Raw genomic sequence first — 13240 nt, forward strand, 5'->3', positions numbered from 1 at the left:
TGCACAACTCACGCCAGCGGGCGGAACTCCACACCCTCGAGCGACTCGGTGTCGGCACGGACGGAGGCGAACGCGTCGAAGCCCTGCTCGACGAGCCCGGCGAGCAGGTTCTTCGTGTTCTTGGTCCGCCGTTCGAGCCGAACACGACGGTGTGACTCGAGCGCCTCGGCCTTGAGCGCGGCGAGCCGGACCGGGTCGACGTCCTTGTCGTACACGAGCACGACGGCGTCGGACTCCGCGGACTCGGGCAGCGTGACGAGGTCCACCAGGCGCTCGAAGCCGAGCGAGAACCCGACGGCGGGCACGTCCTGGCCGAGGAACCGGCCGATCATGCCGTCGTACCGACCGCCGCCGCCGAGGCTGTAGCCGAAGTCCGGGTGCGCCACCTCGAAGATCGTCCCGGTGTAGTACCCCATGCCCCGGACCAGCGTCGGGTCGAAGCGCAGGTCGACCCCGGGCAGCGCCGAGCGGAGGCGCAGCAGGTCGTCGAACGCGTCGGCGTCGAGCCACTCGGCGCCGGTCACCGAGTCCCAGTCGGCGGACTCGAGCGCGCGGATCGTGTCCTCGAGCCCCGGCAGCTCGGCGCCGACGGTCTCGCGGAGCTCCGCCGCGACGCCGTCCGGGCCGATCTTGTCGAGCTTGTCGATCGTGATGAGCGCCCGGTCCGCGGCGGCCGGATCGGTGATGCCCCACGAGGCGAGGAGCGCCAGCAGGACGCGGCGGTCGTTGATCCGGATCGTGGTGCCGGCGATCCCCAGGGCGTCGAGCGCCGCCGTCGTCGCGCGGATCAGTTCGATCTCGGCGAGCTGTCCGGGCTCGCCGAGGATGTCGATGTCGCACTGCACGAACTGGCGGTAGCGCCCCTTCTGCGGGCGCTCGGCACGCCAGACCGGCGCGATCTGCACGGACCGGAACACCGACGGCAGCTCGGCGCGGTGCGAAGCGTAGAACCGGGCCAGCGGCACCGTGAGGTCGAACCGGAGTCCGAGGTCGGCGAGGTCGAGCGGAGCCTCGGCACGCTGCAGGTCCTCGGTCGAGAGCCCGCGCTTCATCACCGCGAACGCGAGCTTCTCGTTGTCGCCCCCGAGGCCCGAGTGCAGGCGCGCGGCGTCCTCGACGACGGGGGTCTCGATCTCGTCGAACCCGTGCCGGGCGTACACGCCGCGGATCACTCCGAGCACGTGCTCGCGCCGGGCCTTGTCCGCCGGGAGGAAGTCACGCATGCCACGGGGTGCCGTCACGGTCGAAGCCATGCGGCAATTCTGGCAGACGAGCAACTCGGGGTTGTGCACCTCCCGGTAGGGTGATATTCTGAATCCAGAACCTCGGTCCGACGGATGCCTGATCCATCCGTCGGACCGATCGCGTGGGCAACGTGCTGCAGTGTGCCCCGCGGTTCGAGCGGGCTTCCCTGCCGACACCTCTATCCCTGGTGGTGTCGTCTGCCCGCTCGCGGGCGTCCTCCTTTTTTCGGGTTGGGAGGACGCCCGCACTCTCTCGCCGTCCGCGGACCCGATCGTCGCGCCGCTGCGATGCGCGCGGGCGGCACTCCTCCCCCGCTCAGTCCCTCACGCGCCCGGCCGCTTCCAGGTCGGTGACCGCAGCACGCAGGCTCGCGATCGGATCGATCCCGGCGTCCCGCGCGTCCGCGACGGACGCGAGCAGCGCCGCGCCCCACGATCGGTCGACGGCCCCGGAACCGGCGTCACGCGTGACCGGACCGCCCGACGCGACCACGTCGTCCTGGACGTCCGTCACGACCGTGGCGACGACCGTGGCGGCGTCCCCACGTTCCTCCAGGCGTTCCAGCAGTTTCACCGCACGCTCGAGGGGCGGCATCGCCCGCGGGACCCCGTCGAACAGGCTCCGCCGCGACGACTTCTCCGCCGCCTTCGCCGCTCGCCAGACCCGGACGACCTCCTCGACGGTGTCGGCGTGCTCGTCGCCGAACACGTGCGGGTGGCGCCGGACCATCTTGTCGCGGGCACCGGCGGCCACGTCCTCGAGGTCGAACGACTCCGCGAGCCCCGCGTGCAGCACGACCTGGTAGAGCACGTCGCCGAGTTCCTCACGCAGTTCCTGCGGGTCCTCGTCGTCGATCGCGTCCACGAGTTCGTACGACTCCTCGACGGCGTACCGCGCGAGCGTGGCGTGGGTCTGCGCCCGGTTCCACACGCATCCACCGGACGGGGCGAGCAGGCGGTCGACGACTTCGACGAGGTCCGAGACGGCGGTCATGCCGTCATCGTGTCACGCCCGGATGCCTGGACGGCGGCTGGACGTGGCCGGTATGCTGGACGTGGCGTGTCGGGAAGTCTGGTCGACGGACCATCGCCCGACCCCGAACGACGGAGCTCCATGTCCGCACTCTTCCGCTCCCCTCGGTTCAGCGCCGTCGCCCTCCTCGCTGCAGCCCTCCTCGGTCTCGCCGTGGCGAACTCCCCGCTCGGCCCCGGCCTCGAGCACGTCCTGCACGTCCACGCGCCGTGGGGTCCTGTCGGTCTCGACCTCTCGGTGTCGCACTGGATCAGCGACGGCCTGCTCGCGGTGTTCTTCCTGCTGGTCGCGATCGAACTGAAGCACGAGCTCGTCGTCGGGGAGCTGTCCAACCCGAAGACGGCGGTCATCCCCGCCATCGCCGCGGTCGGCGGTGTCGTCGTCCCCGCCGGCGTGTACCTCGCGGTGACGGCCGGCACCCCGTACGGGCACGGCTGGCCGATCCCGACCGCGACGGACATCGCCTTCGCCCTCGGTGTCCTCGCGATGTTCGGCCGCGGGCTGCCCTCGACGCTCCGGGTCTTCCTGCTCGCACTCGCCGTGCTCGACGACCTCATCGCGATCGTCATCATCGCGGTGGTGTTCGCCCACGACACCGACTTCCTCGCGCTCGCCGGCGCGGTGGTGGTGCTCGCGGCCTTCTGGCTGCTCGGCAAGGCCCTCCGCCCCGGGCGTCCCGGCCAGGCGTGGGTCATCGCGGGCATGGTCGTGCTCGGGCTCCTGACGTGGTGGCTCGTCTACCACTCGGGCGTGCACGCGACGATCGCCGGCGTCGCGCTCGGACTCGTGCTGCCGCGCCGCCCCGGCCACACCCTGCACGGGAACGTCGAGCCGTGGTCCAACGCGATCGTCCTGCCGGTGTTCGCGTTCGCCTCGGCTGCCGTCGTCGTGCCGGCAGTGGGCATCGGCGAGCTCTCCCCCACGTTCTGGGCCGTCGTGCTCGCGCTACCGGTCGGCAAGGTGATCGGCATCACGCTGTTCGGGGCGGTCGCGACGCGGATCTTCCGAGCTCCCGGTCGGTCGACGCTGTCCTTCTGGTCCATCGTCACGGTCGGCGTCCTCGGCGGCATCGGCTTCACGGTGTCGTTGCTCATGAACGAGCTGGCGTTCGCACGCAACGAGGAGATCCTCGACGAGGGCGTCCTCGCGGTCCTGGTCGGCTCGGGCATCGCGATCGTCGCCTCGGCCGTGGTCGTCAGCATGCGGGCGCGCCGCTACCGGGCGCGACGCGAGCTCTCCGAGTCCGAGGCCACCGAGTAGCAGCCCGCGCGCGGGTGCGTGCGTGCCGGGACTCGCGTTGACCGATCGACTCCGAACGACTTCGTCGCTGTCGTACGACAGCGACGAAGTCGCTCCTTGCGGACGCGGGCAGTCGCGGACGCGCGGTTGCGACATCTCCGATGTCGTACGACGTCGGAGATGTCGTACCGGGTCCATGCTGCCGCGCACCACGCGCCGTGGACGGGACCACCGACGGACTGGAGGCGCGGTGCCAGCCCGCACCGCGCCTCCAGTCCGTCGTCAGGCGCGTTCCGTGCGCCGCCCTCGCTACGCCGCGGGCGTCTCGGCGGGCGCCTTCGACGCCCCGTAGACGGCGGTCAGGATGCTCTCCACCCACTGGATCAGCGCGTCGTCCGGCAGGGTCTCGCCGTGCGGCTTCGGCAGCGGGATGCTCGCGGCGTCCTGCTGCGGGAACCACCGGGCGCCCGGGAACATCCGCTTGAGCCGCACCTGCGCCGAGTCCGGGAGCTCCTTCCCCGCGACCCGCAGGTTCGACCCCATCACGACGACGTCGGACAGGCCGACCTGCTGCGCCATCCGCCGGAGCCGCGAGACCTCGACGAGGGTGAGCACCGGCTGCGGCGGCTGGCCGTAGCGGTCGGTGAGCTCATCCAGGACCATGTCGATCCCCTCCGCCTGCGCCGCGGGGGCCGAGGCGGCGGAGAGCTTCTGGTACGCCTCGAGCCGGAGCCGTTCGGACTCGACGTAGTCCTCGGGGATGTGCGCGTCGACGGGGATCTCGAGACGGAGTTCGGTCTGCCCCTCGGCGACGTCCCCGCGGAACTGCGAGACGGCCTCGCCGATCATGCGGAGGTAGAGGTCGAACCCGACGCCCGCGATGTGTCCGGACTGCTCGCCACCGAGCAGGTTGCCCGCGCCGCGGAGCTCGAGGTCCTTCATGGCGACCTGCATGCCCGCGCCGAGCTCGTTGTTCGCGGCGATGGTCTCGAGGCGGTCCTGCGCGGTCTCGGACAGCGGCTTGTCGGCGTCGTAGAGGAAGTACGCGTACCCGCGCTCGCGGCCGCGACCGACACGTCCGCGCAGCTGGTGCAGCTGCGACAGCCCGTACTTGTCGGCCTTGTCGATGATGAGCGTGTTGGCGTTCGCGATGTCGAGGCCGGTCTCGACGATCGTGGTGGACACGAGGACGTCGAACCGACGCTCCCAGAAGTCGACCATGACCTGCTCGAGCGTCGACTCGGACATCTGCCCGTGGGCGACGGCGATCCGGGCGTCCGGCACGATCTCGGCGAGGTGCGCGGCGACCGACTGGATGTCCTTGACGCGGTTGTGCACGTAGAACACCTGGCCCTCGCGCAGGAGCTCGCGGCGGATCGCGGCGGCGACCTGCAGGTCGGACTGGGGTCCGACGAACGTCAGGATCGGGTGCCGGTCCTCGGGTGGGGTGGCGAGCGTGGACATCTCGCGGATGCCGGTCACCGCCATCTCGAGCGAACGCGGGATCGGGGTCGCGGACATCGCCAGGACGTCGACGTTCGTCTTGAGCTTCTTGAGCTGGTCCTTGTGCTCGACGCCGAACCGCTGTTCCTCGTCGATGATGACGAGGCCGACGTCCTTGAACTGGATGCCCTGGGACAGGATCCGGTGGGTGCCGATGACGATGTCGACGGTGCCGTCGGCGAGGCCCGCGATCGTCTCCTTCGACTCCTTCTCGGTCTGGAAGCGGCTCAGGGCCCGCAGGTGCACCGGGAAGCCCGCGAAGCGCTCCTGGAAGGTCTCCATGTGCTGGCGGACGAGCAGCGTCGTGGGGACGAGCACGGCGACCTGCTTGCCGTCCTGCACAGCCTTGAACGCCGCCCGGATCGCGACCTCGGTCTTGCCGTATCCGACGTCGCCGGAGAGCAGGCGGTCCATCGGGATCGGCCGCTCCATGTCGCGCTTGATCTCGTCGATGGTGGTGAGCTGGTCGGCGGTCTCGGCGAACGGGAACGCCTCCTCCAGCTCGCGCTGCCACGGGGTGTCCGGGCCGAACGCGTGCCCCTTCGACGCCATGCGCGCCGAGTAGAGCTTCACGAGGTCGACGGCGATGTCGCGGACGGCCTTCCGCGCCTTGCTCTTCGCCGCGGACCAGTCGCTGCCGCCCATCTTCGACAGGGTCGGGGACTCGCCACCGACGTAGCGCGAGAGCTGGTCGAGCTGGTCGGTGGGCACGAACAGCTTGTCGCCCGGGTAGCCGCGCTTCGACGGCGCGTACTCGAGCACGAGGTACTCGCGCTGCGTCTTCACGGCGTTGCGGCCGCCGCTGGACACCTCGCGCGAGACGAGCTCGACGAACTTGCCGATGCCGTGCGTGGCGTGCACGACGACGTCGCCCGGCTTGAGCTGCAGCGGGTCGACGACGTTCTTCCGCCGGCTCGCGAGCTTCTTCACCGTGCGGGCACCCTGCTGGACGCTGCGACCGTAGAACTCGGCCTCGCTGAGGAGCGCGATGCGCGGATCCGGGGTGGCGAAGCCGTGCTCGACGGTGGCGGTCGTGACGATGGCCACGCCGGGCTCGGGAGGCGCGGTGAGGGCTTCGGCACGGGCTGCGACCCCGGCGTCGGCGAGCACCTGCACCGCCCGCTCGACGAGCCCCTGGCCCTGGGCGGTCACCACGACGGCCCATCCGTCGTCGGTGAGCTGCTTGACGTGCGCGATCGCCCCGTCGGCGCTGCCGGCGAAGCTCGGGACGGCCTCGGCCCGGACGCGGATGTAGTCCCCGGCCTCGGCCACTGCCTCGGCGTCGGTGAGGACGCGCTCGGTGTCGCCCTCGTCCAGCCCGGAGTCGAACGGCGACACCGTCCACCAGGTGCGCTGCCCGCGGCCGTTCTTGAGCTGCTGCACGGACAGGAAGTTGCCGGCATCGAGGTCGATCGGCGCCTGGGCCCCGGCGACCGCGGCACTCCAGGCGGCCTGCAGGAACTCGGTGTTCGTCTCGGCGAGGCTGTGCGCGCGCCCGCTCACCCGCTCCGGCCCGAGCACCGTGATGACGGCGTCGGTCGGCAGGTAGTGCGTCACGGGCACGAGGTCCTGCACGAGGGCGGGTGCGAGGGACTCCATGCCCTCGACCGGGATGCCCTCGGCGATCTTCGCGAGCATCTGGGACAGGTTCGGGAACTCGTGCAGCATCTCGCGCGCCCGCTGCCGGACGTCGTCGCTCAGCAGGAGTTCGCGCGAGGCCGTGAGCTCGACCGTGCCGAGCTCGTCGTCCGTGGTGCGCTGGTCGGCGACGGAGAAGGCCTTGATCGCCTCGATCTCGTCGCCGAAGAAGTCGACGCGCACGGGGTGGTCCGCCGTCGGCGGGAAGACGTCGAGGATGCCACCGCGCACGGCGAACTCACCGCGGCGGGTGACCAGGTCGACCCGCGCGTACGCCATGTCGACGAGCTGCCCGGCGATCGTTCCGAGGTCGTTGCCCCGGGAGTCCGTCCGCAGCACGACCGGAGCGAGCGAGGTCAGGTTGCCCGCGATCGGCTGCAGCGCCGCGCGGACGCTGGCCACGACGACGGTGGTCCGGCGCTCCCCCGCTGCGGCGTCCTGCCACGCGGCGAGCTTCCGGAGCGTCGCGATGCGCGTGCCCACGGTCTGCGCGCTCGGGCTCAGCCGTTCGTGCGGCAGGGTCTCCCACGCCGGGAACTCGAGGACCTCGGCGTCGGGCAGGTAGCTGCCGAGGGCGTCGCGGACCGCTTCGGCCTCGCGCCCGGTGGCCGTGACCACGAAGAGGCACTGCGGCCCGTTCCGCTCGGCCAGGAGCGCGCCCAGCAGCGGCACGCGCAGGCCGTCGACGACCGAGAAGTCGGCGTCACGGTTCGCGGTGCGGAGGACGCGATCGAACGCGGAGGCGCGCGAGAGCGCAGGGATGATGCCCGAGATCGTCACTCAGGACATGGTACCGGGGAGGTCCGACACCGGACCGGGCGTGCGCAGCTGGCGAACGGGGCGGTCAGCGGAGGCGACGCCGACGGCCGACCGCTCCGAGGACGACACCGGCGACGACGGCGGACACCGCGAGTGCGGCCCCGGGGACGACGAGCGCAGTCCCGGTCACCGCGAGCACCGGAGCGCCGGACCCGTGCGGCCCTGCCTCCGCGACACCAGTCGGGTCCGCGCGGGTCGGAACCGCGCCCGTCGGGCCAGCGCCGATCGGGACGGTGCTGGTCGGGGACGTACCACCGGGCGACGGGGCGGCCGCCGACGGCGACGACGCGACCTCCGACGCCGACGGGACCGTCTCCGACGCCGACGGGACGGCCTGCGACGCTGATGACGTCGCCGACGCGCTGCCCTCGTCCACCCGAGCGGCCGTCACCACCCGCTGCCGGTTGTAGTCCGCGACCGCCAGGCGTCCCGCACCGACGGACACTGCGGTGGGGTTCACGAGGACGCTGCCGTCCGGTGCCGCGTCGAGCACGACCGACCACCCGTCGACGCCGAGCGACCACACACGACCGCCGCCGTTGTCGACCACGTACACGGCGCCCCTCGGGTCGACCGCCACACCGAGCAACCGCGCACGGTCGACCGTAGGGAACCCGAGCGACTCCGCCGACGGCTCGTCTTCACCACGTGCGAGCCGCCAGACCTCGTCGGTGACGGCGTCGCTCACGACCAACGCCGTCCGGTCCGGTGTGAGCGCGACACCCGCCGGGTCGCTCCAGGGCCCGTCCACCGCCGTCCACGCGCCGACGCCGAGGTCGGCCGTCCAGAGCGCGCCACTGCCCGGCGCGGCCGCCCACACCGTCGAGCCCTCCACCGCGAGTTCGGACACGGCACGGCGGGTCGGCGGCGAGGGGACCCGACGCACCACGGCTCCCGTCGCGTCGAGCACCGTGACCGTGCGACGGCCGGCCTCGGCCACGACGAACCCACCGTCCGGCAGGGCGGCGACCGCCGATGGGTTCCACATCGCTGCGGCGTGGGTCCCGAAGCCGGCGATGGTCTCCCACGTGCCGTCGGTGCCCTGGCGGAGGACGCCGTTGGCTGCGAAGTCCGCGACGACGAGCCTGCCGATGTCGTCGAACGCGACGTCGTTCGGCGCGACGAACGACGATGCGACCGGAGGTGCCGCGGTGTGGACGCCGTCGACGCGCCACGGGACGCCGGCCGCGGCCGCTCGGGTGGTGGTGAGGGCGCCGGCGAGGCCGAGGGCCACGAGCGCGAGGACGCAGACGGACGCTGCCCACGGCAGCACGACGGGCCCTCTCCTGCGCTGCGGCGTGGTCGCGCGGCTCCCCATCGGTGCTCCCGGTCGTCGTCACGGGGGCGCTTCCCCCGGCGTGAAGCTACCGGGGCCGGGGGACGCGGGGGTCCCCCAGTTCGGGGACCGTGCGCCGATGGGACAGGTCAGGACGGGGCGTGCACCCGCTGCTGTGCGGCGAGGAGCCCGAGGTCCGCGATCGCCTCCACAGCGTCCGCGCCGTCGGCCAGCAGGTTCGGCAGCGTCTTCTTCTCGGTCGGCGAGAAGTCACGCAGCACGTAGTCGGCGGGGTCCTGTCGCCCGGGGGGTCGGCCGATGCCGATCCGCACGCGGGTGAACTCGTTCGTCCCGGTCGCCTTGATGATGTCGCGCAGGCCGTTGTGCCCGCCGTGACCGCCGCTGCCCTTGAGCCGCACGGTGTCGAACGGCAGGTCGAGCTCGTCGTGCACGACGACGAGCGACTCCGGGGTGGCGCTGTAGAACCCGAGCACGCTCGACACCGGACCGCCGGAGGTGTTCATGAACGACCCCGGCTTGGCCAGCACGAGCTTCGGGCCGCCGGGGACCAGGCGCCCCTCGGCGACCTGGTTCGGGGTCTTGTGCTTCTTGAACGTCGCGCCCATCCGGGCAGCGAGTTCGTCGAGGACCATCTGGCCGACGTTGTGACGGTTCCCCGCGTAGCCGGGCCCGGGGTTCCCGAGCCCGACCACGATCAGGGTGCGATCCGCCACAGCGTCGACCAGATGTCCGCGAAGGGGGTGTTACTCGCCGTCGACCGGGGCGGAGCCGCCCTCGGCACCGGCTTCGGCGCCGGCCTCGGCAGCTGCCTCGTCGGCGGCGTCGTCGTCAGCGGTGCCACGCGGGGTCACGATCGCGACGACGAGGGCCTCGGCGTCGGTCTCGAGCTCGGCGCCCTCGGGCAGGGTGAGCTGCGAGGCGTGGATCTGCGTGCCGTCCTCGAGGCCCTCGACGTCGACCACAACGTGCTCGGGGATGTCGGTCGCGAGCACGAGCAGCGAGACCGTGTTGAGGTCCTGCACGTGGATGGTGCCGGAGAAGGACTCGCCCTCGACCACGACGGGCACGTCGACCGTGACCTTCTCGCCGCGGCGGAGGACCACGAGGTCGATGTGCTCGATGATCTGGCGCACCGGGTCACGCTGGACGTCCTTGACGAGGGCGAGCTGCGCCGCACCCTCGATGTCGAGGTCGACGACCGCGTTGGCGGTACGGACGAGCAGCATGGTCTCGTGACCCGGGAGGGTGATGTGCTTGGGCTCGGTGCCGTGGCCGTAGACGACCGCGGGGATCTTGTCGGCGGCACGGAGCTTGCGAGCAGCGCCCTTGCCGAACTTGGTGCGGACTTCCGCTGCGAGCTTGGTGTAGTCGGCCATGATGTCTCCTGGTCTCGGGGGCGACACCGGGGTGCCGGCATCGTGGGGGTCTGTGGTGTTGCAACTCGAACGCGTACACGCGTGAGGAACGCTCCCAGGACTGGGCCGGCTCTCCCACCGCGTCGATCACGGCCGCGCATGCGCGGCCCTCGCCGAAGTCAGTCACCGAGTCTAGCAGCACCGGTCCGGGCGTGTCGGCCCACGCCCTGGACGTGGGTACAGGTCGGCCTGGAGGCGCGTGGCGGGGCCGCCCCGTCCTCCCTCGCAGGCTCGGTCGGCGTGTCCCGCGCGACGCTTCGCGTCGCCGCCGAGCGGGACACGCCAGGCCTGTGGTTGGTCGCCTAGTGGCCGGCGGCCTCCGCGCCCTCCGGCACCTTCAGGAAGCACAGGACCACGAACGCGAGGACGTACAGGAGGACGAAGGTCCACACGACGCCACCAGGGCCGCCCCACGGCAGGATCGCGCTGACGACGGCGTTGCCGAGGAAGGTCGCGCCGCCGGCCGCGGTGGCGTACATCGCCATCGCCGGGCCGCGACGCTCCTCGCCCGCGAAGGCCGGGACGATCGCACCCATCGGGGTGAAGCCGGCGAGCATGATGCCGAACACCGTGCCGGCCGCCGTCGCGAGCCAGAAGCCCCACTCGGAGCCCGCGGGCACGAGGTGCGGGACGTACCACCAGGCGAGGAGCCCCACCGCGGAGGCCGCGATGCCGAACCACTTCACGGTGCGGATCCAGCCGATGCGGTCGCCGAGCGCGCCGAAGAACGCGTTGAAGAGGATGTTGCCCGCGTAGACGATCACGGTCATGGTCAGCCACTTCGACTGCCCCCAGCCGAGTTCCGTGCCGATGATCGCCGGCATGATCACGAACATGCCGAACTCCGGTGCCGTGTTGACCAGCCGGATGACCACGGCGAGCAGGACCTTGGGGCGACGGATGCAGACCTCGATGCCGGACGCGATGACCCGGGCCGCGGAGTGCTCACGCGGAGCGATCCGACCGAGGCCGGTGGACTCGTGCACGCCGAAGCGGACGATCAGCCACCCGGCGACGACGAACACGAGCGAGGCCGCCATCGACCAGGTCTCACCGAGCGACCCGCCGCCGAACGCGGGGATCGTGCCGATGGCGATGAGCGAACCGAGGGTCGGCAGGCCGCCGGTGAACACGACGTAGAACCAGCCGACGGCGGTGGCGTTCCGCTCGCGGGCGACGGTGTGGTTGATCCAGCAGAGGAACGAGAACGCGAACAGCGGGAAGCCGAGGCCACGGAGGAAGTACGTCAGCGCGATGAGCCCGACGGACGCCGTGGGCAGCGCCGCGAGGAAGGCGACCTGGAACACGACCCAGAGCACGGCGCCGATGGTCATGACGCGGCGCGGACCCCAGAGCTCCGACAGGACGCCGGCGAAGTACGACGCGACGAGGACCGCCACGCCGTAGATGCCGATGATCATCGCGGCACTGTCGGTCCCGCCTGTGCCCAGGACCCCGGCGATGTGCGGCGAGATGAAGTTCGACTCGATGCCGTCGCCCGTCATGAAGACCAGCACGCCGAGGAAGCCCCAGCGCAGTGGGTGCGGGATGCCGAGGCGGGCGAGGAACGGGGTGCGCTGTGTCGGCGCGGCGGGCCCTGCCGCGGGTGCGGTGACGCCGTTCGGCGGGGTCAAGGTGCTGGTTCGGTTGGTGCGGGGTTCCGACATCGGTCGTCTCTCCTGGTGGGCCCCCGGAGTGCTCGACCCGCATCGCGGCATTCTCCGGGGTGCGCCGCGCACCGGTGACACCGCCCGCGCAGTGGCTGCGGGCGGTGATCGTCGGCGATGATGTGGGTCCTGAACCCGGGGCGGCGAGTGCGTCCGTGTGCTGTGGCGCAGCGCCGGTCCCCGGCGGACCATCGCCGGCCCGAGGCATGGTGCCCGAGATTAGACCGCTCCAACGCCCGTCGTCAAGAACGACAACTGTTGCGTAACGATGTGGGCGGCGGGGCCGTTCCGCGCGTATGAGGCCGTTCCGCGCGTGGTTGGCCGTTCCGCTCGTGCTGGGTCGTTCCGCGTGTACCTGGCCGTTCCGGGCGTACTCAGCCGTTCCTTTCGACCCGGTACGCGCGATTCCGCTCGCTACCTCGACCGCTGTGGGAAGGAACGGGCACGCTCGGCCCCCACCGGACGTCGGACGGGATGCAGATCTCGCTCTAGGCCCGGCGTCCCTTCCTCGCTGCGGTGAAGACATCGCGTGCGCGGTCGCTCGCGGCTTCGGCCTCGTCGCGGGTGCGCTCGAGGCGTTCGACCTCGGCCGTCGCCGCTGCGAGCGCGCGTTCGAGCTCGGCACGACGGTCCTCGGCGGCTTCGAGATCGCCCTCCGCACGGTTGAGCGCGGCATCGGCTTCGCGGGACGCCGTGCGGGCCTCGGCTTCGGCCTCGCGGGCAGCCCGACGCTCCGCCGCCGGGTCGGTCTTCGGCTCGCGTTGCGGCGCCGGCTTCGGTTCCCGTGCGGGAGCAGGCCTGGAGGCGCGGCTCGGCTTCCGGGAACGGCGCGCCTGGTCGATGGGGATCGGTGGTGCGTCGCTGCCGGACCAGGCATCCGGCACCGCATCGGGATCCGCGAGTGCGCCGTCGAGGTCGACCTCGTCGAACCCCACGCTCTCGAGCGGCCTGATGAGCAGCCCTGACCGGACGGCGGCTCCGGCGTGCGGATCCGCCATCGCGGCCTCGATCGTCGCCCGCACCTGGTCGAGCACCGCCGTCGTCACCGGGTGTCCGGCCTGCTCGGCGAGGTCGGCGCCTGCCTGGGCGAGTGCTCCGACGACACCGGACCGCTGCCGGCGGAGCGTCGCGATCTCCTTCGGGTCGGCGTCCGCCTGGGCCTTCCGCAGTGCGGGTCCGAGGTCGACGGCGTCGTCGAGTGCACCTTCGTCCGCCAGGAGGTCGATCACCCACGCGGCCGGGGCCGGCTTCCGCAGCGCACCGATCGCCGTCGCGAGGTCGCGGTCGTCCTTCCGGGCCGCGCGCTGCCGTGCGGTCCGCTCGGCCACGAAGTCCGCGGGCGCGACGAGGAGCAGTTCCCTCGCCACGTCCGCGAACCCCATGCG

The 13240-nt window shown here is 71.9% G+C and carries 9 protein-coding genes; 1 reads left to right on the forward strand and 8 read right to left on the reverse strand.

What is annotated here, in order from left to right; all coding sequences use genetic code 11:
• Positions 1-8 precede the first annotated feature (8 nt).
• Both hisS and ABIC61_RS08065 read right to left on the reverse strand, forming a co-directional pair.
• Positions 9-1253: a histidine--tRNA ligase gene (hisS, locus tag ABIC61_RS08060; RefSeq protein ID WP_354029495.1), complete on the reverse strand. Its 1245-nt coding sequence runs from the start codon at positions 1251-1253 to the stop codon at positions 9-11.
• Between the two features lie 307 nt (positions 1254-1560).
• The gene (locus ABIC61_RS08065; protein ID WP_354029496.1) at positions 1561-2238 is read right to left on the reverse strand and encodes a MazG family protein; all 678 of its coding nucleotides are present in this window, start codon (positions 2236-2238) and stop codon (positions 1561-1563) included.
• Positions 2239-2358: 120 nt separating this feature from the next.
• On the opposite strand from ABIC61_RS08065, the gene nhaA reads away from it, so the two are divergent.
• Positions 2359-3537 (forward strand): Na+/H+ antiporter NhaA, encoded by a 1179-nt coding sequence (gene nhaA / locus ABIC61_RS08070; RefSeq protein ID WP_354029497.1) that lies wholly within the window; start codon positions 2359-2361, stop codon positions 3535-3537.
• 288 nt (positions 3538-3825) lie between these two features.
• Here the strand turns inward: nhaA and mfd are convergent, their stop codons facing one another.
• The 6 genes from mfd to ABIC61_RS08100 all read right to left on the reverse strand — a co-directional run bounded on the left by mfd (position 3826) and on the right by ABIC61_RS08100 (position 13237).
• Positions 3826-7437 carry a transcription-repair coupling factor gene (mfd, locus tag ABIC61_RS08075; RefSeq protein WP_144755613.1) on the reverse strand — a complete coding sequence of 1204 codons (3612 nt, stop codon included), beginning with the start codon at positions 7435-7437 and terminating at the stop codon, positions 3826-3828.
• 64 nt (positions 7438-7501) lie between these two features.
• Positions 7502-8749 (reverse strand): NHL repeat-containing protein, encoded by a 1248-nt coding sequence (locus ABIC61_RS08080; protein WP_354029498.1) that lies wholly within the window; start codon positions 8747-8749, stop codon positions 7502-7504.
• 152 nt (positions 8750-8901) lie between these two features.
• Positions 8902-9486 (reverse strand): aminoacyl-tRNA hydrolase, encoded by a 585-nt coding sequence (pth, locus tag ABIC61_RS08085; RefSeq protein ID WP_097180759.1) that lies wholly within the window; start codon positions 9484-9486, stop codon positions 8902-8904.
• Between the two features lie 30 nt (positions 9487-9516).
• Positions 9517-10149, reverse strand: a complete 633-nt coding sequence (locus ABIC61_RS08090) for a 50S ribosomal protein L25/general stress protein Ctc (RefSeq protein ID WP_079238354.1) — start codon at positions 10147-10149, stop codon at positions 9517-9519.
• Between the two features lie 341 nt (positions 10150-10490).
• On the reverse strand, positions 10491-11855 hold the full coding sequence (locus tag ABIC61_RS08095; protein ID WP_354029499.1) for an RbtT/DalT/CsbX family MFS transporter: 1365 nt from the start codon (positions 11853-11855) through the stop codon (positions 10491-10493).
• 488 nt (positions 11856-12343) lie between these two features.
• Entirely contained in the window at positions 12344-13237 is an 894-nt protein-coding gene (locus tag ABIC61_RS08100) for a hypothetical protein (RefSeq protein WP_354029500.1), read from the reverse strand.
• Positions 13238-13240 lie beyond the last annotated feature (3 nt).

Source organism: Curtobacterium sp. 1544 (assembly GCF_040544915.1).
GTDB classification, from domain to species: Bacteria; Actinomycetota; Actinomycetes; order Actinomycetales; family Microbacteriaceae; genus Curtobacterium; species Curtobacterium pusillum_C.

What these genes read in the sequence shown, in the direction of transcription:
- ABIC61_RS08090 (WP_079238354.1), bottom strand. Translation starts at nt 10,149, where the DNA reads ATGGCCGACTACACCAAGCTCGCAGCGGAAGTCCGCACCAAGTTCGGC.
- ABIC61_RS08095 (WP_354029499.1), bottom strand. Translation starts at nt 11,855, where the DNA reads ATGTCGGAACCCCGCACCAACCGAACCAGCACCTTGACCCCGCCGAAC.
- nhaA (WP_354029497.1), top strand. Translation starts at nt 2,359, where the DNA reads ATGTCCGCACTCTTCCGCTCCCCTCGGTTCAGCGCCGTCGCCCTCCTC.
- ABIC61_RS08100 (WP_354029500.1), bottom strand. Translation starts at nt 13,237, where the DNA reads ATGGGGTTCGCGGACGTGGCGAGGGAACTGCTCCTCGTCGCGCCCGCG.
- hisS (WP_354029495.1), bottom strand. Translation starts at nt 1,253, where the DNA reads ATGGCTTCGACCGTGACGGCACCCCGTGGCATGCGTGACTTCCTCCCG.
- ABIC61_RS08065 (WP_354029496.1), bottom strand. Translation starts at nt 2,238, where the DNA reads ATGACCGCCGTCTCGGACCTCGTCGAAGTCGTCGACCGCCTGCTCGCC.